Source organism: Gordonia sp. NPDC003425 (genome assembly GCF_053588635.1).
Map to the genome: position 1 here is coordinate 144773 of NZ_JBSFQI010000004.1, position 22012 is coordinate 166784.

A 22012-nucleotide genomic window follows, 5' to 3' on the forward strand; every position below is an offset into this window, starting at 1 on the left:
GGTCAGGGTAGCCGCTGGTTGATCGCCAGTGCTCCGGCGGCCGCCAGAATCACCAGGATGGTGCCGCTGAACAGCCACGGCCAGGAGGCGTCGCCCTTGCGGTACTCGTAGCCGATCTCCTCCTGCAGCGTCTGATACACCTTGTTCAGCTCGTCGAGGCTCGACGCGGTGAAGAATTGTCCGCCACTGAGATTGGCGATCTTGCGGAGCGATTCGTCGTCCACCGGCACCGGGATCTGGTCGCCGTCGAGGTCCACCGTGCCCGTGGCGGTGCCGAACGAGATGGTGGACACCGGGATCTTCTCCTCCTTGGCCTTGCGGGCGGCGGTGAAGGCACCCCGCGGGTCGTCGGGGTCGTCGGGAACGGTTTCCTTGCCGTCGGAGAGCAGCACGATGCGGGCCGGTGGTGCGCCCTCCTCACCGCCGAGGACCGCGTTGAGCGTCTGGATCTGCTGGATCGCGGCAAAGATGCCCTCGCCGGTCGCGGTCTTGTCGGCGAGTTGCAGCTTGTCGACCGCTTCCTTGGTGGCGTTGTGATTGGGGGTGGGCGTGACCAGCGTGGACGCTGTCCCGGCGAACGAGATCAGCCCCAGGTTGATGCCCTCGGTGAGGTTGTCGGCGAATTTCTTGGCCGCCGACTGGGCGGCCTTGATGCGTGAGGGCGCGACGTCGGTGGCATTCATCGACCGTGACACGTCGATCACGAGCATCACGGTGGCCTTGTTCCGCGGGATCTTGCGGTTGGCCTGCGGGCCGGCCACCGCGACCACCAGCAGCAGCAGCGCGACGATGAGCAGCGCGATGGGAGCATGTCTCAGCCAGCGCCGGTAGGCCGGCTCGGCGGGAGACACCCGGTCGAGCATCTCGGTGTTGGCGAACTGCAGGGCGCGACGGCGGCGTTGCATCTGCATGTAGACATAGCCGGCGCCGAGCGCGATGACGACCAGCAGCAGCAACAACCACCAGGGGTTGGCGAACATCGGGCCTGCTCACCCCACCCCGGCGGCGAGTCCGCGACGGCGCTGCGCCACGAACCGCACCATGTCGGTGATCCATTCCCGATCGGTACGCAAGGTGAGCACCGGGCCGCCGCAACTGCGGATCGTGCGGTGTACGTCGCGCTGATGAGCGGTGGCCGCCGCGGCGAACTCCCGGCGCAGCTTGTCGGTCACGGTGATCTCGCGGATCTCGCCGGATTCCGCGTCGGCCAGTGTGACCTCGCCGATCGCGGGCAGCTCCATGTCGCGGGGGTCGAGCACCTCGACGGCCAGCAACTCGTGGTGCGCCCCGATCGCCCGCAGCGATCGTTCCCAGTCGATCGGGCCGAGGAAGTCGCTGATCACCACCGCGAGTCCGCGGCGGCGTTGGGGCCGGCGCAGCGCCTCGATCCCGGCTTTCAGGTCGCCGCGCACACCCGGTGCCGCGCGGCGTGTGGTGGCGATCGTCTTCAGCAGGGACTGATCGTGCGCACGTCCGGCACGCGCGGGTACCCGGACGAGCTGATCGCCGGTCACCACGATGGCGCCGTGGCGGTTGCCGCCGCCACTGGTGAGGTGCACGATCGACGCCGCCGCGGCCACCGCCAGATCGCGTTTGGTGCAGTTGACCGTCCCGAAGTCGAGACTTGCCGACGCGTCGACCACCAGCCACGTCTCGAGCTCGCGGTCGGCGATCATCTGGCGCACATGCGGCTGTGTGGTGCGCGCGGTGACCGACCACTCCATGCGGCGGATGTCGTCGCCGGGCTGGTAGGTGCGGGCCTCCCCCGGCTCGGAACCGGGCCCCGGGATCAGGCCGAGGTGTTCGCCCTGCAGCACCCCGTCGAGCTTGCGGCGCACGGTGAGTTCGAGCGTTTTGAGCGCAGCCGTGAGCTGCGGCTCCTCCAGCAGACCGCTGCCCAGCGACGGCAGATCGGCGTTAACCGCCATACCGTGCCGAGGTCTGGTTCACCGGGGGCGACGGATACCCCGCCGACTGCTGCGGCGCCATCTGTTGTGGCACCCCCTGCTGCGGTGGCTGTGCGGGCTGCTGAACCGGTGCGGCGGGCGGCGGTGCGGCGACGGGCTGGGCGCCCACCTGGGGCAGGCCGACGGTCTGCAGCACGCGTGTGATGACGTCATCGGCGGTCACCTCGTCGGCGAGCGCGTCGTAGCTCAGCACCAGTCGGTGGCGCAGCACATCCGGCACGATCTCCACCACGTCCTGCGGGATCACGTAGTCGCGCCCACGGATCAGGGCCAGTGAGCGCGCGGCGGCCACAATGCCGAGGGTGGCACGCGGCGATGCCCCGTAGGACAGCCAGGAGGCGACGTCGGTGAGGCCGAGTTCGGCGGGACGCCGGGTCGCGTTGATCACGCGGACCACATAGTCGACGAGCGCGTGGTGGACGAACACATTCGCGGCCGTCTGCTGCAGGCGGATCGTGGTGGCCGGGTCGAGGATCTGAGTCGCGGTGGGCGGCACATTGCCCATCCGGTAGACGATCTCGCGCTCTTCCTCGACGGTGGGATAGTCGACGAGAACCTTGAACAGGAAACGGTCGCGCTGCGCCTCGGGCAGCGGGTAGACACCCTCGTTCTCGATCGGGTTCTGCGTGGCCATGACAAGGAACGGGTCGGGCATCGGGTAGGTGGTGCCGCCGATGGAGACGTGTCGCTCGGCCATCACCTCCAGCAGCGCCGACTGCACCTTTGCCGGTGCACGGTTGATCTCGTCGGCGAGCAGGAAGTTGGCCACCACCGGACCGAGTTCGGTGTCGAACTCTTCTCGGCCCTGCCGGTAGATACGGGTACCGATGAGGTCGGTGGGCACCAGGTCGGGGGTGAATTGCACGCGCGAGAACGTTCCGCCGATCACGGTAGCGAAGGTCTCCACGGCCAGCGTCTTGGCCACGCCCGGCACACCCTCCAACAGGATGTGGCCGCGGGCGAGCAGCCCCACCAGGATGCGTTCGACGAGCTGGTCCTGTCCGACGATGACGCGCTTGACCTCGTAGATCGCACGCTCCAACAGCTTCACGTCGTCATCGCTGAGCGTCACCGCGCCCTCGCCGACAGTCGGCGCCGGACGCGCCGAAGGCGCACTGGGATGCGAAGAGGTCAACACCTGCTCCTGTTCGTCGGGATCTCACGGTGGCCACGCGCGCACACGCGGCGGACAACCGCGACGCATTGGGTGCCAGCGTAGCCGGGCCGCCTGAAACGGCGCCAAGAAGGTGACCGTGCTCAGAGCAGACGCACGACATTCGGCATGGCGCCGGCGGTGCGCAACGGCGACACCTTCACCACGTCGCCGGACTGCGGCGCCTCCACCATCTTGTTGTCGCCGAGGTAGAGGGCGACGTGCTCGCTGGCGTTGGGGCCGTAGAAGATCATGTCGCCGCGCTGCATCTGCGAGAGCGGGACCTGCGGCCCCGACGTGTACTGGTAGCCGGTGTAGTGCGGCAATTGGATCCCCACACCGGCGAACGCGTAGACCATCAGGCCCGAACAGTCGAAACCGATCTTGTTGTAGTCGCCGTAGCTGTCGGCCACGCCGCCGTCGCGGATTCCCTGGGTCGGCCCGTTGGCGTCGCCGCCGCCCCACGCGTAGGGCACGTTGAGCTGTGCCAGCGCACGGTTGACCACGATCTCGACGGCTTGCGGACCACGAAGTCCGGGCCGGACCACGCCGGGACCCGACGAGCTGCCGAACAGGGTGCCGAGGCTTCCGCCGCCGATCCTGCTGCTGAGATTGTCGGCACCCGAACCCAGGGTCGATCCCCCGATGCCGAGTTCGTCGAGCAACTCCGAATGCGGGATCTGCGCCTGGCCCACGACCCCGGCCAGCAGTTGCTGACCGACATCCATCGCCAGTCGCGCCGCGGCCTCGGCCGCCACCTGCAGTGCCGGGTTGTCGCCGCCCTCCACGGGGGTCGCTCCGGGCGCGGCCGGAGTGGCACCGGGAATCCCGGGCAGGTTGGGGAACAGGTTGGACAGCAGATCAGGGGTGGTGGAGGGGGCGTCGACCTTCTTCGGTGCGACGGTGCCGCGCAGTTTGTCGAGCCGGGCCTGCACCGTGTCGCGCTGTGTCACCAGCGCCACGCGCCGCTGCTGTTCGTTGGCCATGGCGCTCCGTGCGGCGGCGACGGCGGCCAGGGCATCGTCCTTGCGCGAGGCGGCACCGGAGGTGGCCAGGGCGGCCTGCCGCTGCATCGCCTGCAACGCGGCCACCCGGTTGGCCTGTTGATTGCGGGCGACCTGCAGTCGATGAATGGTCTCACGCTGTTTGCGGGCCATGCGGTCGAGCGCCGATACCCGTTCCAGCACGCCTTGCGGGTTGTCGGAGGACACGTAGTTGGTCATCGATCCCACCGCGGTGCCGTTGCGGTACGCCGACCGGATGAAGGCGTCGAAGGTGCGCTGAGCGGAGGTGGTTTCCCGATTCGCCTTGGCCAGCGAGGTCTGCGCACCCTGCGCGGCGACCGACGCCAGGCGTTGGGCGGCCAGTGCGTTCTGGTAATCGGCGATGGCCCGGTTGACGTTCTCCTGTCGCACGGCGACAGCGCTGTCGAGATCTTTGATGTTCTGATTCGCGGTGGCGATCTGGTTGATCAGTGCAGAGACCGGCGAGCCCGGCTGCGGGGCCTTCGATGCCGGCGCGGCCGCAGCGTGTCCGGCCCCCATCGCGCCGAGCAGGGCCACCGCCACCGCGGCGCCCAGACGCGCGAACCGCGACCTGCCGCGGGCCGCTCCGGTGGTCACTCGACTCACGTGTGAACTCCCTCGCCCTGTGCCACGGATGTGCGGGTTGCCGACGCACATCCAGATCCGAGATGGGCGGTGCACGCTTCCCCTATCACCCGCGCACCACACGCCACATGTGAAGCACAGAGCATCCTTTGCACCACAAGTGACATGAGAACCGTACGTCACATCCGACTCATCGGAAAACAGTGGCAACGAATTACATCAACGTGATTACCTGCGAAAATGCCGTGAACTGGCCAAAGAACCCGGCCGCCGTCGAGATATCGAATTGGCAACAACCAGCGCGACTCGACGCGACTGTGCCCGGCACGCAGCTGCGCGGGGTGTAACGGCGCTCAGGCCGAGTGGGTGGCTTCCGGCTCGGTGACCGGTTCTGCGACCTGGTCGGCTCCGGCGCGCTCGCGGGCACGGAGCGTGCGCAGCCGCGCGAGGACCGCCCCGATCACGGTCACGACGATGAGCACCACCGCCACCAGCGTCCAATCCACCTGTGGTGCGGTCATCTGGTCGAGCATCTGCTGGGCGGCCAGAGGCGGATTGGTGAGGGTGAGATTGTCGGTCGCCTGCTCCTGGACCACACGACTGAAGTCCGGCGAGGCACTGCCCACCGAATTGGGGGCGAGCACGATCACCGTGCCGCCGACCTCGGACTGCAGTTGGGTGGCGATGTCGCGGTAGTAGGTGAACTTCGGCTGCGTCTCGGTGAGGACGACGAAGTTGACGTCGTAACCCTCCGACTTCGCGTGCGCGACCACCTCGCGCAGCGCGTCCACCTGATCGGCGGGGGCGGCGACGTGATCGGCGAGCAACTCCTTGCGCAACTCGGCCATGTCGACGTTGTCGGGGATCACGGCCGGCAACCCGGCAGGGTCAGGACTCATGACTCGATCCCACTTTCTCTCTCGCGACCGCCCCCATCCTGCCGAACGATGACGCATTGGCGTCGACCGCCCCCCGCGTGTCGTCGCACAGGTTTCGCGGTCATTAAATGTCACTCTCTCCGACGGTCCGGACAAACCTCGACCGACGGGGTGGGACAGAATGGTTGGTGACTGTCGTGAAGCCGCCACGCCGCGCGAGGCCCCTTGTTAACAGTACGGACGTACTGTTAAGGTGGATTGGCAGCAACGCGAAATGCCCGGCGCAGCCCGTCGGGCGATGGTCAGAGTCGACGAGCGGGCGTTCGGCGACGTGCCCAGCAGCGTCCTGGCGGGTCACCGCGGGACGACCAGCGATGCCGGCGCAGCCCGCCGGCTCTAGAGGAGAGTGGATTAGACGTGAGTATCAATTCCTTTGGCGCCAAGGGAACCCTCGAGGTCGGCGACAAGTCGTACGAGATCTACCGGCTCAGCGCCGTCGAGGGCACCGAGAAGCTCCCCTACGCGCTGAAGGTCCTCGCCGAGAACCTGCTGCGCACCGAGGACGGCGCCAACGTCACCAAAGAACACATCGAGGCCATCGCCAACTGGGACCCGAGCGCGGAGCCGAGCATCGAGATCCAGTTCACCCCTGCACGCGTCATCATGCAGGACTTCACCGGTGTGCCCTGCGTCGTCGACCTCGCCACCATGCGCGACGCGGTCGCCGAACTCGGCGGTGACCCCGACAAGGTCAATCCCCTCGCCCCCGCCGAGATGGTCATCGACCACTCGGTGATCATCGAGGCGTTCGGCAACGCGCAGGCCTTCGAACGCAACGTCGAGATCGAATACCAGCGCAACGAAGAGCGCTACAAGTTCCTGCGCTGGGGACAGGGCGCCTTCGACGACTTCCGTGTCGTCCCGCCGGGCACCGGCATCGTGCACCAGGTCAACATCGAGCACCTCGCCCGTTCGGTCATGGTCCGCGCCGATGAGACCGGTACCGAGGTCGCCTACCCGGACACCTGCATCGGCACCGATTCGCACACCACGATGGAGAACGGGCTTGGCGTGCTCGGCTGGGGTGTCGGCGGCATCGAGGCCGAGGCCGCGATGCTCGGCCAGCCCGTGTCGATGCTGATCCCCCGCGTGGTGGGCTTCAAGCTGACCGGTGCCACCAAGCCCGGGGTGACCGCCACCGACGTGGTGCTCACCATCACCGACATGCTGCGCAAGCACGGCGTGGTCGGCAAGTTCGTCGAGTTCTACGGCAATGGCGTCGCCGAGGTTCCGCTGGCCAACCGCGCCACCATCGGCAACATGAGCCCGGAGTTCGGTTCCACCTGCGCGATCTTCCCGATCGACGGCGAGACCATCAGCTACCTCAAGCTGACCGGCCGCAGCCCGGAGACCCTCGCACTCGTCGAGGCGTACGCCAAGGAACAGGGCATGTGGCTCGAGAAGGACGCCACCGAAGCCGCGTACTCGGAGTACATGGAACTCGACCTGTCGACCGTGGTGCCCTCGATCGCCGGACCCAAGCGCCCGCAGGACCGCATCGAACTGTGGGACGCGAAGAACGCGTTCCGCAAGGACATCCACAACTACGTCGAAGAGGGCAACACGCCCACACTCAACGGCGTCGACGAAGCCAATGAGGAGAGCTTCCCGGCATCTGACGCACCGGCCACCTCGCCCGGGGCGGCGAGCCTGTCCTTCGCCGACGAGGGCTCCGAGCCGGCCCACAACGCCTCCAAGGGCGCCGAGGGCCGTCCGTCCAAGCCGGTCAAGGTGGAGTCGGCCGAACGCGGCACGATGATCCTCGACCACGGCATCGTGACGATCGCGTCGATCACGAGTTGCACCAACACCTCCAACCCGTCGGTCATGCTGGGTGCGGGTCTGCTCGCCAAGAAGGCGGTGGAGAAGGGCCTCACCTCCAAGCCGTGGGTCAAGACGTCGATGGCCCCGGGATCGCAGGTCGTCACCGGCTACTACGACAAGGCCGGCCTCTGGCCGTACCTGGAGAAGCTCGGCTTCTTCCTCGTCGGCTACGGCTGCACCACCTGTATCGGCAACTCGGGTCCGCTGCCCGAGGAGATCTCCAAGGCGATCAACGACCACGACCTCACCGCCACCGCGGTGCTGTCGGGCAACCGCAACTTCGAGGGTCGCATCAACCCCGACGTGAAGATGAACTATCTGGCCTCACCGCCGCTGGTCATCGCCTACGCGCTCGCGGGCACGATGGACTTCGACTTCGAGAACGACCCGCTGGGCCAGGATTCCGACGGCAACGACGTTTTCCTCAAGGACATCTGGCCGTCGGGTGAGGAGATCGCCGACACCATCGCGTCCTCGATCTCTGCCGAGCAGTACGCCGAGGACTATGCCGACGTCTTCAAGGGCGACGAGCGGTGGCGCGGCCTGCCCACCCCGGACGGCAAGACGTTCGAGTGGGACGACGAATCGACCTACGTGCGCAAGCCCCCGTACTTCGAGGGCATGCAGCCCGAGCCCGCGCCGGTCGCCGACATCACCGGCGCCCGGGTGCTGGCCAAGCTGGGCGACTCGGTCACCACCGACCACATCTCCCCCGCCTCGACCATCAAGCCCGGCACCCCGGCCGCGCAGTACCTCGACGCGCACGGTGTGGCCCGCAAGGACTACAACTCGCTGGGTGCCCGACGCGGCAACCACGAGGTGATGATCCGGTCCACCTTCGGCAACATCCGCCTGCAGAACCAACTGGTGGAGCAGACCGGCGGATATACCCGCGACTTCACCCAGGAGGGCGCACCGGAGTCGTTCATCTACGACGCGGCGCAGAACTACGCGAAGGCGGGCACCCCGCTGGTGGTGCTCGGCGGCAAGGAGTACGGCACCGGGTCGTCGCGTGACTGGGCGGCCAAGGGCACCAGCCTGCTGGGCGTCAAGGCCGTCATCACCGAGAGTTTCGAGCGCATCCACCGCTCGAACCTCATCGGCATGGGTGTGATCCCGCTGCAGTTCCCCGAGGGCGAGTCGCACAAGTCGCTCGGCCTCGACGGCACCGAGGTCTTCGACATCACCGGCATCGAGGAGCTGAACTCGGGCACCACCCCGGCGACGGTTCACGTCACCGCCACCAAGGAGGACGGCTCGGCCATCGAGTTCGACGCCAAGGTGCGCATCGACACCCCCGGTGAGGCCGATTACTACCGCAACGGAGGCATCCTGCAGTACGTGCTGCGAAACATGATCAAGAGCTGATCGGGGCCACCGAGAGTGCCCAAGGTCAGCGATGACCGCATTGCCGCGCGTCGTCGGGAGATTCTCGACGGCGCGCGGCACTGCTTCGCGGAGTACGGCTACGACGGCGCCACCGTCAAACGCATCGAGGAGTCGACGGGACTGTCACGCGGCGCGATCTTCCATCACTTCCGGGACAAGGAGGCGTTGTTCCTCGCGCTGGCGCAAGAGGACGCCGAGCGCATGGCCGACGTCGCCGCCGAGGAAGGCCTCGTGCAGGTGATGCGTGATGTCCTCGAGCGCCCGCAGGATTTCGACTGGCTCGGGACGCGGCTGGAGATCGCCCGCAAGCTCCGGACCGACCCCAGTTTCCGGACTGCATGGCTCGCACATTCGGCCGAGTTGGAGAAGGCCACCCTCGACCGGCTCGAGCGTGGGCGCAAAACCGGGCGGCTCCGCGACGACGTGCCGACCGGGGTGCTGCTCGATTATCTGGACCTGGTTCTCGACGGTCTGATCACGCGGCTCGCGTCCGGCAGGCCCACCGATGATCTGGAGGCCGTGCTCGATCTGGTGGAGGCCTCGGTCCGTTCGCCACGGGCGGTGCGCTGACATGATCGGCGGCCGCAGCCTGGCCGAACTCAACGCACGCCGGGTGCGCCGGATGTATGTCGGCGGCCGGGGCGACGCCACTGCCCGCCGGTTCGCGCGGTTGTGGGCGTGGGCATTTGCGCGCGGCCTGGCGCCGGGCCGGCGCTGGGTGACGCTCGAGGTGCCCGGCCGGCGTAGCGGTCGGCCCACCCGCTTCCCGCTCGGCATGGCGCGGGTCGATGGTCGGCGCTATCTCGGCGCCATGCTGGGCAACGACTGCAACTGGGTGCGCAATGTCCGCGCGAACAACGGCAACGCGATCATCGAACGGCGCGGTAGGCGTCGGGTTCACCTGGCGGAGGTCCCGGTGGACGAGCGGCCACCGCTCCTGAAGGCCTACCTGGAGCAGGTGCCCGGAGCCCGGCCGCACATACCGGTCGATCGTCGCGGGACGATCGCGGAGTTCGAGGCGGTGTCAGCCGACTATCCGGTGTTCCTGATCGAATGGCTCGATCCCACGCACGGCGATCGCTGACCCCGCCCACACCCGGCGGCCTATGCAATTCCTTCGCGGGCAAGGAAATCGGCGGACGTCTGGGCCACCAGTTCCCACTGGTCGTCGATCACCAGCGAGTGTCCCGCGCCCGGGATCTCCACCAGTTCTGTGGTGGCCGTGTTCTTCCGTTGCTTGCCGTACGCGGCCCGGGCCAGCACTGCCGGTGCGATGTGGTCGTTCTCACCGGTGATCAGCAGCATCGGCCCGCGGTCGGGATTCTTCTTGTCCACCTTGGTCTTTGCCCACGGATTGACGTTGGCGCCGGCCGCCTGATAGAGCGGACGGCCCGGGCCGGGCGTGTGGTAGGTCGCATACAGCTCGCGCGCCTGCGCCTCGTCGACGGCGTTGGCAAAGCCGTACCGGAACTGCTCGAACGTGAGGGTCACCATCCCGCGATAGGCACCCGGATGCCCGAGCACCGGGAACGAGGCCTTGAGAGTGGACAGCGGTAGCGGCAGCACGCCCTGACTGGGTGCGGGGTCGATCGACACCGTTGCCGCCGCGACACCCCTGCCCGCAACCATCTGGACCAGCAATCCACCGAAACTGTGTCCGATGAGGACGGGCTCGGTGTCGAGTTGCGCAACCACCTCGGCGACATGGTCGGCGACGTCGGCGACCGACGTTCCGGCCAATGTCTCCGGATGAGCGTGTGCGAGCGCGTATGTTGCCTGATCTCCCGGCCAGTCGACTGCCACGGTGGCAAATCCGCGATCCTCGAAGAACTTTCGCCATTTGTCCCAGCTGTCGGCGAGCAGCCACAGACCGTGGACGAAGACGACGGGGCGGCGACCGGACGAGTTGGCAGCGGAGATCTCGGCGGCTTCGCGCTCGGTGATGGTGGTTGGCATCGGCACTCCTGGTAGAACGAACGTTCTGTCTATCATCGCGGATGAGACACTCGATGGTCAAGACATGTCGGTACGGGAACGAGGATGAGGGGATGGCGGACACCGGCTCTGCGCGCGGACGACTGCTCGACACCGCGACGCGCCTGTTCTACACGGAGGGAATCCACAGCGTCGGCGTCGACCGTATCCTGGCCGAGGCCGGCGTCACCCGTGCCACGATGTACCGGCACTTCGCCGGGAAGGAGGCGCTCGTCGTCGCCTATCTCGACGGCGAGGACGCCGCGATCCGCGGACTGCTCGACGCCGCCGGGCAGTCCGGCGGGTCCCCCCATGACCTGCTCGTCGCCGTGATCGACGGCATCGCGCTCGACGCCACCCGGTATCACACCCGCGGCTGCCCGTTCATCAACGCCGCCGCCGAGTATCCCGACGCCGACGGTCCGGTGCGCCAGGTGGTGGCGCGCCACCGGGCCTGGTTCCGGGCGGCGCTGACCGAGGTGTGTACCGCCGCGCAGGTGCCCGACCCGCAGCAGGCCGCGGGCGCCCTGGTACTGCTGCGCGATGCCACCCTGGTGGGCACCTACCTCGACGGTGACGGCGTGGTCTCGACGTTCCGGTCGACTGCCCGGCGTGCGGTGGGACTGGACTGACCCCACTCAGTCGTCGACGGTGAAAGAACCGGGACCGACCCGCACCGGCAGGTCATAACTTCCGGCGCCCGACTCGTAGGTGTCGAGGTAGACCGAGCGGTCACCGCGCGCCGCCGCCCGGGAGTGGCCATCGAGCGGTACCGACACCGTCCCGCCGGTGACCTGCACCGTGGCGCCACTGCCCGACGGCAGGTAAAGCTCGGAGTTCGTGTTCACCACCCGGACGCCGAGTCGGTGTCCGGGCGCCAGCAGCCAGTCGGTGGGTAGCAGGTCGAGGTGTGTCGTCCTCGAACCCGCCGGCAGAACCGTTGCGGCACGAGTGATTCGCGTCGCCGATCCGGCGGGAGGGATGTCGTAGAGGTCCACCACCATCTGCGCCGTGCGCGGGCCCGCACCCGACACCGTCGTCCGGGCGGTGACGTGCGGGACACCCGATATCCGCACGGGCGTCCGCACCGGTCGGCTGATCCGCCACAGTCCGGGGTTGCGGTCGAGCACGACGAGCGCCTTGATCGTCGGCTTCTGGGTGCCGTAGGAACCGATGGCCGTTCCGGAGTCGAGGTAGCTGCCGGTGGGCAGTGCCACCGTCGACGCCGACGTCGGCGTCGGCCAGGACGCCTGTTCACGCCAGTGCCCCGTGTTGTCCTCGACGACCACCGCAGGGTCGGCCGGAGTGTCGATTCCCTTGAGGTACTTGTCGAACCATCGCATGACCTCGTCGAACCAACCGGCTCTTCCCATGGCGAGGCGTCCGGACTTCTCGTCGATCTCATTGCCGCGCACGTGATCCCACATTCCCAGCCATGCCCGCGTGGAAGCGCGCCTGCCGGCGATGGTCTCCGAAAGCCCGTCAGGCCAGGTGTTGTTCTCGATGAGTCCCTGTGTCACGAACAGCGGCACGGACGAATCATGGGCGGCGCCGGCGGAATCCCTGGCACGCCAGTATGCAGACCGATGATCGGTGTTGAACACCTGGGAGCGCGCGTTGTCGGTGAGGCACTGCGGGTGTGCGGCCTCGAATGTCGCCGCGCGCGAGTAGCGGGGGTCGTCGCCGAGCGAACCGGGTGCCGAGGCGATCTGGTTGTACCACGAGGACATGTACCACGAGTTCAGGTACCGAACTCCGTTCTGATACAGGTAGCGGTACCCGTCGTAGATCGGCTCTCCGGCAACCACCGCTCGTAAACCCCTGGGCGCCAGTGCTGCACCGACCACGCCGGCGCCTCCGTCATAGGACTTTCCGTACATCCCCACTGCGCCCGTCGACCACGGTTGCGTGGCGGCCCAGGTGATCGCGGTGCGTACGTCGGCCTTCTCCCCCGGACCGTAGTAGTCCAGACAGCCGGTGCTGGCACCGAACCCACGTAGGTCGACCATGACGAAGGTGTAGCCCCGCTCCATCAGCTGCCCGCCGGTCACCAGATCGGCGAACCGCGAGTTGGGTCCAGCCGGGGATACGGGGTTGTACTCGAAACCGTCCAGCGCGCCGAACACGCCCCCGGACCCGGAGTGGTTGAAATACGGTCCAACGCTGAGGATCACCGGCGTCTTGGCGGTCAGCGACAAGTGCGCCGGCCGCAGCACGTCGGCGTGGAGGGTGACTCCACCGGGCGCGTCGATGTATCTCTGCTCCCAGTGCGCGCCCGGCGCCCATCGCACATTCTCGGTCGTTGCGGAGGCCGGTGCGCCGGGTTGGACCAGACCGGCGGCGAACGCCAACACGCAGGCGACGGTGACCGTCAGAAGCCGCCGCCTCACCCGACTGCCCGGAAGCGGGCCGCCAGGAACGGGGTCGAATCCGGTAGCGAGGCCGCCATGGTGCCGTCGTGCCCGCTGGGATATCCCCGGAACTCGACCGTGGCGCCCGAGGCCCGCATGTCGTTGACCAGCGAGGCGGTCACCGGGTACACCGCGGTGTCGTCGAAGTATCCCTCGCCGATGAACAGGGGCCGGGTGAATCCGGAGGTGGGAATCCGCTGCATGTCGGCGAAGGCCTGCTGGACGCGCGGATCACTGATCGGCTTGGCGAACAGCGACGAGATCTGTACGTGCGCGAGTTGTGTGTTCAGCTCGTCGTCGCAGGTGGTGGTGGCCTCGGCGAGCAGTCGCTTGCCGCTCGGACTGAGGTACTGGCCCAGATCGAGTTCGGGATGGGCGGCATCGACACCGGCCAGGGTGAACACCACATACGCCGTCGCGTCCTCGATCGGGACGGGCAGCGACGCCTTCGGCGCAAGCTGGATCAGCAGCGGTGCCAGGCGGTCGAAGTAGCCGGTGAGCCCCGTCGACACCGAGCCGACGAACCGCAAGTCCGGCGCATACCGCTGAGCCTCCGACGCGGCGGCGACCGACGCCTGACCACCCTGCGACTGCCCGATCGCGGCCCAGCGCGTCGAGATGGTCTCCGGCATCAGCGAATGTGCCGCACGCACCATGTCGATGACATTGAAACCCGGGGTGTGGGCGTCACCATAGGGATGATGGCCGGTGCCGTCGACGCCGTAGGTGCCGAGTCCGTAGTAGTCGCTGGCGACCACCGCGTATCCGAGGCGCAGCCAGTGCGACAGGTAGGCGTTGTCGCGCTCGCGATACACCGGACCGTGAATCGTTGGTGCACACTGGTTTCCGATTCCGACGGTGCCGTGCGCCCAGGAGAGCACCGGGTAGCCGCCCCGCGGCGCGGGTGTGGTGGGCAGGAATATCGCGCCACTCGAGAGTCCCGGCCGTCCACCGGGGCCGACGGTGCGGTAGACGATCCGCTTCTGTTGTGCCACATCGGCACCCGGAATCGTCCAGACCCGCGGCGACAGGGCTGCCACCGACACCACGGCCCCCGGATCCGCCGGTGCGGCGTCGGCCCCGGGCGCGAGCAGAACCGACGCCCCCACCGCGACGACGCCGGCGCACGCCGCCAGAAAGCGCTTCCGCCTCCCGGCGAACACGCGATGGACACTGTTTGGACCCGACATGCTTGTCTCCCTCCCCCGGTCGCGCCCCGACGGCGACCACGGGTGTCCCGAGACCCTAAGCACGGCGAATGACCTGGCGCGCGCCGAACCGGGCTTCCGAGCGGTCCGGTGTGGTCAAACACACTTTCCCGAGTGTTCGCTCGGGATAGCATCGGCGCCACACCGTCGTCGCCGAGGAGGACCCGTGTTCCCAGGAGTGATCGCCGCAATCACCCCCGACAAGCCCGCCGTCATCCGCGCGACGACCGGGGACTTGCTCACCTACCGGCAACTCGACGAGAACTCTCGGCGCCTGGCCAATCATCTTGATGCGGTGGGCCTGCGCCCCGGCGACACCGTGGCGATGGTGTCGACCAACACCCTGCACATGTTCGAGGTGTATTGGGCGGCGCTGCGCAGCGGCCTCTACATCACCGTGATCAACCACCACCTGACGGCGGCCGAGACCGACTACATCCTCCTCGACAGCGGCGCCGACGTGCTCTTCGCCGGCGCCGACGTGGCCGACGCGGTGGCCACCTCCGGCGACATCGCGGCCCTGGCCCGCCCCGGCCACCGCATCGCCTGGGGCGGACGGATCGACGGTTTCGACGACTTTGAGACGATCCTCGCCACAGCTTCGGACACACCGCGCGGCGACGAGCCGCGTGGCACCGACATGCTCTACTCGTCCGGAACCACCGGTCGCCCCAAGGGGATCCGGACACCACTCCCGCAGGGCCGGATCGACGAGATCCCCGATGCCTACACCGCCATCTTCGGGCCGATGTACGGCTTCGGCCCAGAAAGTGTCTACCTCTCCCCGGCGCCGCTCTATCACGCTGCGCCACTGAGGTTCTGCGGCGTCACGAACTCCACCGGCGGCACGGTGGTCTTCATGGACCACTTCGATGCCGAAGAGGCACTCGCACTGATCGAGCGCTACGGCGTCACCCACAGTCAGTGGGTGCCCACCATGTTCATCCGGATGCTCAAGTTGCCCGACCACGTCCGCGCCAAGTACGACGTGTCGAGTCTGCAGGTGGCCATCCACGCGGCCGCGCCGTGCCCGGCCGAGGTGAAGCGGGCGATGATCGAGTGGTGGGGCCCGGTGATCCACGAGTACTACGCCTCCACCGAAGCCGCGGGCGCCACGTTCATCGGGCCCGATGACGCCCTCACGCATCCCGGTTCGGTGGGTCGCGCCGGCATGGGCGTGATCCGCATCTGCGACGACACCGGTACCGAAGTGCCCACCGGTGAGGTGGGTTTGGTGTACTTCGAACGCGATGTCCCGGCGTTCGCCTACCACAATGATCCGGTGAAGACGGCCGCCGCCTACCACCCCGACCACGCCGCGTGGGCGACCACCGGCGACATGGGTTATGTCGATGATGACGGTTTCCTCTACCTCACCGACCGCAAGGCGTTCATGATCATCTCCGGCGGCGTCAACATCTATCCACAGGAGGCCGAGAACGTGATGATCGGCCATCCCGCGGTGTACGACGTGGCGGTGATCGGGGTTCCCGACGACGACCTGGGGGAGGTCGCCAAGGCCTGCGTGCAGCTCGATCCCGCCCATGCCGCCTCGGATCAACTCGCTGCCGACCTCCTCGACTTCACCGCTGCGTCGTTGGCCCCGTTCAAGGTGCCCCGATCCGTCGACTTCGTCGACGACCTACCCCGCACCCCCACCGGCAAACTTGTCAAAGGCGAGTTGCGCAAGCGGTACCTCGTCGGCTGACCCGACGCTCTCCTGTGCATTTGCACAAATAGCTCCCGCGAGATCGTGGACTTACACGATGACGTGTGAACCCCGTCTCGGCGAATATGACAAGCATCGGTCCATATCGTGAACGGGAGAGACAACGATGACACTCGATGCGAGCGGTTCGGTCGACGACCTGTCGACCGCAACGTGGCGTGACAAGAAGCGATATCTGTGGTTGATGGGCCTGGTGGTGCCGTCCTTCGCATTCATGGGGATCGGCGCCTACCTGCTGACCGGCTGGGGGGTGTTCCTCTGGATCGGGGCCTTCATCATCTTCCTGGTGGTACCGATCGTCGACCTGATCACCGGTACCGACCAGTCGAATCCGCCCGACGAGGTGATCGAGGCACTCGAGAACGACAAGTACTACCGGTACGTCACATTCGCCTACCTGCCGCTGCAGTACGCCGGCTTCGTCTTCGGCATGTACCTGATCGCGACCGGCGGTTGGCCCGTCATCGACAAGATCGGACTCGCGACCACCCTCGGCATGATCGGTGGAGTTGCCATCAACACCGCGCACGAACTCGGCCACAAGAAGCCCAGCCATGAGCGGTGGCTGTCCAAAATCGCTCTGGCACAGACGTTTTACGGACACTTCTACATCGAGCACAACCGCGGACATCACGTTCGGGTGGCCACCCCCGAAGACCCGGCGTCATCGCGGATGGGTGAATCGTTCTACCGGTTCTGGCCGCGCACCGTCACCGGTTCGCTGCGTTCTGCCTGGGGTGTGGAGAAGAAGCGGTACGCCCGCAAGGACACCCACCCGTTCCACATCGGCAACGACGTGCTCAACGCCTGGCTGATGAGCCTGGTGCTGTGGATCGGCCTGACCATCTGGCTCGGCGTCGGGATTGTGCCCTACCTGGTGCTGCAAGCCGTGATCGGCTTCTCGCTGCTCGAGATCATCAACTACATGGAGCATTACGGAATGCTGCGCCGGCAGGTGGGATCGGCGCAGCGGCCACGGTTCGAGCGCGTACTGCCGGCACATTCGTGGAACGCCAACAACATCGCCACCAACATCCTGCTCTATCACCTGCAGCGGCACAGCGATCATCACGCCAATCCCACCCGCCGCTACCAGACGTTGCGCGATTACAAGGAGTCGCCGGTACTGCCGACCGGTTACGCCGGGATGATCCTCATCGCACTGGTTCCGCCCCTGTGGTACCGGGTGATGGACAAGCGGGTGGTGGCCCACGTCGACGGGGACATTCGGCTGGCCAACCTGCAGCCGGGTAGGGAGGAGCGCCTGCTCCGCAGGTTCCCGCCTCCCGGTGTCGATCTCGACGACGCGCTGGGCGAGGACGTGACGAGGCAGACCCATACCGAGGAGGTGCTCGCCGCGCGCTGCCCCGGCTGTGGTTACACCTACCAGGTCGCCGCCGGCGACGAGGCGGAGGGATTCGCGGCCGGCACGGCCTGGAACGAGATCCCCGACGACTGGTGCTGCCCGGATTGCGGTGTGCGCGAAAAGGTCGACTTCGTCGCGGTCAAGGAGGCAGCGCTGTGAGCCGCATTCACGCTGACCGGACCGTCTGTGAAGGCATCGGAATGTGCGAGGCGCAGGCCGACGACTACTTCGAGATCGGCGAGGACGGGCTGGTGCACGTCCGGGCCGACGAGGTGGCCGAGGCCGACAGCGCACATGTGCGCGCTGCCGTCGACTCCTGCCCGGTCTCCGCACTGCGATTGGCGACGTCGTGAGTGCCGCCGACCGTATGGTCATCGTCGGGACCGGTCTGGCGGCGGTGCGCGCCGCCGAGGGGGCACGCTCGGCCGGGTGGTCGGGAACCATCGAACTGATCGGTGAGGAACGCCACCGGCCCTACGACCGTCCGCCGCTGTCCAAGGAGTTCCTCGCCGCCGGCGACGACGGGACGTTCCCCGCGCTGCGGTCCGACGAGTCATGGGATGCGTTGGGCGCGAAGGTGAGAGCGGGCACGGCCGCGATCGGACTCGACCCGGTCCGCCGGGTGGTGGCCACCGACGGCGGCGAGATCGGCTACAACCGCCTGGTGATCGCGACCGGCAGCCGCCCGAAGACCATCCCGTCGCTTCGGGACGTTCCCGGCGTGCACACCCTGCACGGATACGACGACGCCTGCGCCCTCCGGGCCGCGCTGCGGCGCGCGCAGCACCTCCTGGTGGTCGGCGCCGGGTTCATCGGATCGGAGATCGCTTCGGCGGCGCGCGCACACGATGTCGAGGTGACCGTCGTGGATGCCGCATCGCCTCCTCTCGCGCGGGCGGTGGGGCCGCTCGCGGCTGCGCGCCTGATGGACTTGCACGTGGCGGCCGGGGTGAAGCTCGAACTCGGTACAGGTGTCCGGTTGGCGGCGGATTCGTTCGGCGCGAAGCCATCCCCCGACAGGGGCGTCGCCCTGCACCTCGACACGGGCCGCCGACTCCACGCCGACGCAGTGATCGTGGGCGTGGGCGTGGCACCGGCCACCGGGTGGCTCACCGACAGCGGCGTCGCCCTCGATCCGACATCGGGTGGGGTGATCTGCGACGACCACATGGCAGGCTCCGTACCGAATGTGTGGGCCGCCGGTGACGTCGCCGTTGTCGACGGGCAACCGGGTCAGCATTGGACCGCCGCGGCCGAACAGGGATTTGTGGCCGGCGCGAACGCGGCCGGAGACCGCAAGACGGTGGTGGGTGTTGCGTTCGCCTGGTCCACCTGGCACGGTCATCGCATTCAGGTGGTCGGCGAGACCGGCGGTGCCGGCGAGATGACCGACGAGGTGGAGGTCGGCGACGGACTGATCGAATACCTGTCCGGCGACGTGGTGGTGGGTGCGGTCGGCATCGATCGTCCCGCCGACATCGCCAAGGTGCGCCGTCACCTGCTCGCCGCCAACAAGGAGCGACGTCAGGCGCCGAAGGTGTCGTGATAATCCAGCGCGAGCAGGATGTCGCCGGCGCGCTGCGGTAGTGGCCGGCCGATCAGCCGCTCGATCTGCGTCACGCGGTACCGCACGGTGTTGCGGTGGACACCGAGTGCGTCGGCCACGGCGTCGGCTCCCCCGGTGGCGGTCAGGACCACGCGGGCGGTCTCGCGAAGTTTCTCGTGCTGGTCGTCGACCAGGCCGCGCAGGGTCGACCGCACGAACCGTCGCGCGGCAGCATGATCGGCGGCGAGCAGGGTGACCGCGGTGACATCGTCGTAGACGGTGATCACCTCACGTCGACGGGGCGCCAGCGCCACCCGGGCAGCGGTACGCGCATCACGATGTGCCGCAACGAATCCCGTGACCCCGTCGCCGCCGCTGCCGATCGCCAGGCGCACCGCGTCCGGGTCGATGGCCGATGTGTCGACCGCTGTGGCGTCGATGGCGCCGACATCGCGTGATCCGGAGTCGCGCAACGCAATCCAGGCCCACAGCTCCCGGCCGCCGGGCCGCACCACCACCGAGGGTGCGCGCTGCGCACGTGTCACCGCGCCGATCGCGTGGTCGAGGTCCTCGATGGACTCCGTGGTCAGTGCGAAGGCGATGACCGCGCAATGGCGGACCCCGGTGATCGGATGACCGTCGAGGCTTGCCGACAGCTCCGACGGCGACAGATCAGTACCGTCGAGAAGCTTCGCGACGGCCTCGTGGCGGCGTGCGTCACCTCGCTGCCGCACCCGGTTGGCCTCTTCGGTGTAGATCTGCACCGACTGCTCGACCGAGGTGGCGAACCACCCATTGGCCTTGGTCCACAACGTGATGATCGCCGCCTCATGGTCCACCGTGCCCGGTGCCTGCCCCACCACGTCCACCGCGAAGCGCCACGATGCGGTCTGCGCAGCCTGGTAGACGTGCAGCAGCACCGGGAGTGGAACGTGCAGACGGGCACAGTCGGCGGCCAGTTCCCGCGCGGAGTCGACGAGGGTCACCGCGTCCTCGGGTCGGTCCAGGTTGTCCAGGAATGCCCGCCAGTGATCGACGATCGCGTCCCCGACGCGTCCGTGCAGTTCGTCGGGCACCCCGGACACTTCGTCGAGAATGTGGCGCATTGTCCGCTCGGCCCACTGCGTCACCTCATCGGGTTCGCGTTGGGCCGCGACGAAACCCGCCAGCCACTGCGCCGTCGCGGCGGCCTCGCTCGTCGCCATCGGCTCACGCTAACAGCAGGTCGTGAGCTCCGTCACGCCAGCTCGATGAGCTCCTGATACTCCTCGTTCCAGTGGTCCTCGGTGCCGTCGGGCAACAGGATCACCCGCTGCGGGTCGAGTGCCGCCGCGGCGCCGGGGTCGTGGGTGACGAGCACCACCGCACCGGTGTAGCTGCGCAGCGCGTCGAGTACCTGCTCGCGCGAAATGGGGTCGAGGTTGTTGGTGGGCTCGTCGAGCAGCAGCACGTTGGCCGCCGAGGACACCAGCCCGGCCAGGGTGAGCCGCGTCTTCTCGCCGCCCGACAGGGTGCCCGCCGGTTGATCGAGCTGTGCGCCGTTGAACATGAACGCACCGAGCAGTCCACGCAGTTCCTGCTCACCGGCGTCGGGTGCGGCGTGACGGATGTTCTCCCACACCGAGGCCATGTCGTCGAGGGTGTCGTGTTCCTGCGCGAAATAGCCGATCTTGAGTCCGTACCCGGGTTCGAGCTGCCCTACGTCGGGCTCCTCGACCCCGGCGAGCAGTTTGAGCAGCGTGGTCTTGCCTGCTCCGTTGAGTCCGAGCACCACCACGCGGCTGCCCTTGTCGATCGCCAGGTCGACCCCGGTGAAGATCTCCAGTGAGCCATACGATTTGCTCAATCCGGATGCCATCAGCGGCGTCTTGCCGCATGCCGCGGGATCGGGGAACTTGATGCGGGCGGTGCGGTCGGCCACCCGCTCCTCCTCGAGCGCGTCGAGCATGCGGTCGGCGCGCTTGAGCATCTGCTGCGCAGCGGTGGCCTTGGTGGCCTTGGCGCCGAGCTTGGCCGCCTGTGCACGCAACGCCGACGCCTTCTTCTCGGCGTTCGCCCGTTCACGGCGGCGACGTTGTTCGTCGGTGGCGCGCGCGTCGAGATACCGCTTCCATCCCATGTTGTAGATGTCCGCCTCGCCGCGCACCGCGTCGAGGAACCACACCTTGTTCACAACGTCGGCGAGCAGGTCGACGTCGTGGCTGATCACCACCAGGCCACCCTCGTGGTTCTGCAGGAACGAGCGCAGCCAGGTGATCGAGTCGGCATCGAGGTGGTTGGTCGGTTCGTCGAGCAGCAATGTGGTGTCGGACTTGCCGGAGCCGTCGGAGGCGGCGAACAGGATGCGGGCCAGTTCGATGCGACGGCGCTGACCTCCCGACAGGGTGCGTAACGCTTGCCCCAGCACGCGGTCGGGCAGCCCGAGACTGTGACAGATGCGTGCTGCCTCGGATTCGGCGACGTAGCCGCCGAGCGCGGAGAACCGCTCCTCGAGCCGTCCGTAACGGCCGACGGCCCGGTCGCGCACCTTGTCGTCGACCGCTTCGGCCATCAACGCCTGCTGCTTTTCCATCTCGCGCATGATCTCGTCGAGGCCGCGCGCCGACAGCACCCGATCGCGTCCCAGTACGCCGAGGTCGCCCTCCTTGGGGTCCTGCGGGAGGTAGCCGAGTTCGCCGGTACGGGCAACGGTGCCCGCGTACGGTTCTGTTTCGCCGGCCAGAATGCGCAGGGTGGTGGTCTTGCCGGCCCCGTTGCGGCCGACGAGACCGATACGGTCGCCGGGCTGGATACGCAGCGCCGATCCGGGCGCCGACAGCAGGGTCCGGGCGCCCGCTCGGACTTCCAGGTCGGTCGCGGTGATCACGACGGACCAGTCTACTGTGCCCGCGCCACGC

18 protein-coding genes are annotated in these 22012 nt (G+C 67.7%); 8 read left to right on the forward strand and 10 right to left on the reverse strand.

Annotated elements, in window-relative coordinates; translation table 11 throughout:
* Positions 1-2: 2 nt before the first annotated feature.
* The 5 genes from ACWDTD_RS06990 to ACWDTD_RS07010 form a co-directional block, all read right to left on the reverse strand.
* Positions 3-980, reverse strand: a complete 978-nt coding sequence (locus tag ACWDTD_RS06990) for a VWA domain-containing protein (RefSeq protein WP_449746359.1) — start codon at positions 978-980, stop codon at positions 3-5.
* Between the two features lie 9 nt (positions 981-989).
* Positions 990-1928 carry a DUF58 domain-containing protein gene (locus ACWDTD_RS06995; RefSeq protein WP_449746360.1) on the reverse strand — a complete coding sequence of 313 codons (939 nt, stop codon included), beginning with the start codon at positions 1926-1928 and terminating at the stop codon, positions 990-992.
* The gene (locus ACWDTD_RS07000; RefSeq protein ID WP_449746510.1) at positions 1918-3102 is read right to left on the reverse strand and encodes an AAA family ATPase; all 1185 of its coding nucleotides are present in this window, start codon (positions 3100-3102) and stop codon (positions 1918-1920) included. Before ACWDTD_RS07000 ends, ACWDTD_RS06995 begins: the two co-directional genes overlap by 11 nt.
* A 122-nt stretch (positions 3103-3224) precedes the next feature.
* Positions 3225-4751, reverse strand: a complete 1527-nt coding sequence (locus tag ACWDTD_RS07005; protein ID WP_449746361.1) for an NlpC/P60 family protein — start codon at positions 4749-4751, stop codon at positions 3225-3227.
* Positions 4752-5083: 332 nt separating this feature from the next.
* Positions 5084-5629, reverse strand: a complete 546-nt coding sequence (locus ACWDTD_RS07010; RefSeq protein WP_449746362.1) for an Rv1476 family membrane protein — start codon at positions 5627-5629, stop codon at positions 5084-5086.
* 396 nt (positions 5630-6025) lie between these two features.
* Here ACWDTD_RS07010 and ACWDTD_RS07015 point away from each other — a divergent pair, with 396 nt between their 5' ends.
* The 3 genes from ACWDTD_RS07015 to ACWDTD_RS07025 are packed head-to-tail and all read left to right on the forward strand — an operon-like array spanning position 6026 to position 9965.
* A complete protein-coding gene (locus ACWDTD_RS07015; protein ID WP_449746363.1) occupies positions 6026-8860 on the forward strand; it encodes an aconitate hydratase in 2835 nt (944 codons plus the stop codon).
* Positions 8861-8875: 15 nt separating this feature from the next.
* The gene (locus ACWDTD_RS07020; RefSeq protein ID WP_449746364.1) at positions 8876-9451 is read left to right on the forward strand and encodes a helix-turn-helix domain-containing protein; all 576 of its coding nucleotides are present in this window, start codon (positions 8876-8878) and stop codon (positions 9449-9451) included.
* A gap of 1 nt (position 9452) precedes the next feature.
* Positions 9453-9965 (forward strand): nitroreductase/quinone reductase family protein, encoded by a 513-nt coding sequence (locus ACWDTD_RS07025; protein WP_449746365.1) that lies wholly within the window; start codon positions 9453-9455, stop codon positions 9963-9965.
* Between the two features lie 20 nt (positions 9966-9985).
* Here the strand turns inward: ACWDTD_RS07025 and ACWDTD_RS07030 are convergent, their stop codons facing one another.
* On the reverse strand, positions 9986-10837 hold the full coding sequence (locus ACWDTD_RS07030) for an alpha/beta hydrolase (RefSeq protein ID WP_449746366.1): 852 nt from the start codon (positions 10835-10837) through the stop codon (positions 9986-9988).
* A gap of 92 nt (positions 10838-10929) precedes the next feature.
* On the opposite strand from ACWDTD_RS07030, the gene ACWDTD_RS07035 reads away from it, so the two are divergent.
* Positions 10930-11487, forward strand: a complete 558-nt coding sequence (locus ACWDTD_RS07035; protein WP_449746367.1) for a TetR/AcrR family transcriptional regulator — start codon at positions 10930-10932, stop codon at positions 11485-11487.
* Positions 11488-11493: 6 nt separating this feature from the next.
* Here the strand turns inward: ACWDTD_RS07035 and ACWDTD_RS07040 are convergent, their stop codons facing one another.
* Positions 11494-13209 (reverse strand): CocE/NonD family hydrolase, encoded by a 1716-nt coding sequence (locus ACWDTD_RS07040; protein ID WP_449746368.1) that lies wholly within the window; start codon positions 13207-13209, stop codon positions 11494-11496.
* 32 nt (positions 13210-13241) lie between these two features.
* Positions 13242-14456, reverse strand: a complete 1215-nt coding sequence (locus tag ACWDTD_RS07045; RefSeq protein ID WP_449746369.1) for a lipase family protein — start codon at positions 14454-14456, stop codon at positions 13242-13244.
* 184 nt (positions 14457-14640) lie between these two features.
* On the opposite strand from ACWDTD_RS07045, the gene ACWDTD_RS07050 reads away from it, so the two are divergent.
* The 4 genes from ACWDTD_RS07050 to ACWDTD_RS07065 all read left to right on the forward strand — a co-directional run bounded on the left by ACWDTD_RS07050 (position 14641) and on the right by ACWDTD_RS07065 (position 19115).
* Complete coding sequence (locus ACWDTD_RS07050; protein ID WP_449746370.1) at positions 14641-16182, forward strand: acyl-CoA synthetase; 1542 nt, start codon at positions 14641-14643, stop codon at positions 16180-16182.
* 127 nt (positions 16183-16309) lie between these two features.
* On the forward strand, positions 16310-17728 hold the full coding sequence (locus tag ACWDTD_RS07055; protein ID WP_449746371.1) for a fatty acid desaturase: 1419 nt from the start codon (positions 16310-16312) through the stop codon (positions 17726-17728).
* The gene (locus ACWDTD_RS07060; protein WP_449746372.1) at positions 17725-17922 is read left to right on the forward strand and encodes a ferredoxin; all 198 of its coding nucleotides are present in this window, start codon (positions 17725-17727) and stop codon (positions 17920-17922) included. The genes ACWDTD_RS07055 and ACWDTD_RS07060 overlap by 4 nt, the downstream gene beginning before the upstream one ends.
* Complete coding sequence (locus tag ACWDTD_RS07065) at positions 17919-19115, forward strand: NAD(P)/FAD-dependent oxidoreductase (protein WP_449746373.1); 1197 nt, start codon at positions 17919-17921, stop codon at positions 19113-19115. The genes ACWDTD_RS07060 and ACWDTD_RS07065 overlap by 4 nt, the downstream gene beginning before the upstream one ends.
* Here ACWDTD_RS07065 and ACWDTD_RS07070 read toward each other — a convergent pair.
* On the reverse strand, positions 19094-20320 hold the full coding sequence (locus ACWDTD_RS07070) for a PucR family transcriptional regulator (protein WP_449746374.1): 1227 nt from the start codon (positions 20318-20320) through the stop codon (positions 19094-19096). The two genes, ACWDTD_RS07065 and ACWDTD_RS07070, sit on opposite strands and share 22 nt — an antisense overlap.
* A gap of 32 nt (positions 20321-20352) precedes the next feature.
* A complete protein-coding gene (locus ACWDTD_RS07075) occupies positions 20353-21981 on the reverse strand; it encodes an ABC-F family ATP-binding cassette domain-containing protein (protein WP_449746375.1) in 1629 nt (542 codons plus the stop codon).
* Positions 21982-22012: the final 31 nt, after the last annotated feature.

Coding starts and splice junctions, on each gene's coding strand:
- ACWDTD_RS06990 (WP_449746359.1), bottom strand. CDS start 980: ATGTTCGCCAACCCCTGGTGGTTGTTGCTGCTGCTGGTCGTCATCGCG.
- ACWDTD_RS06995 (WP_449746360.1), bottom strand. CDS start 1,928: ATGGCGGTTAACGCCGATCTGCCGTCGCTGGGCAGCGGTCTGCTGGAG.
- ACWDTD_RS07010 (WP_449746362.1), bottom strand. CDS start 5,629: ATGAGTCCTGACCCTGCCGGGTTGCCGGCCGTGATCCCCGACAACGTC.
- ACWDTD_RS07025 (WP_449746365.1), top strand. CDS start 9,453: ATGATCGGCGGCCGCAGCCTGGCCGAACTCAACGCACGCCGGGTGCGC.
- ACWDTD_RS07030 (WP_449746366.1), bottom strand. CDS start 10,837: ATGCCAACCACCATCACCGAGCGCGAAGCCGCCGAGATCTCCGCTGCC.
- ACWDTD_RS07035 (WP_449746367.1), top strand. CDS start 10,930: ATGGCGGACACCGGCTCTGCGCGCGGACGACTGCTCGACACCGCGACG.
- ACWDTD_RS07045 (WP_449746369.1), bottom strand. CDS start 14,456: ATGTCGGGTCCAAACAGTGTCCATCGCGTGTTCGCCGGGAGGCGGAAG.
- ACWDTD_RS07055 (WP_449746371.1), top strand. CDS start 16,310: ATGACACTCGATGCGAGCGGTTCGGTCGACGACCTGTCGACCGCAACG.
- ACWDTD_RS07070 (WP_449746374.1), bottom strand. CDS start 20,320: ATGGCGACGAGCGAGGCCGCCGCGACGGCGCAGTGGCTGGCGGGTTTC.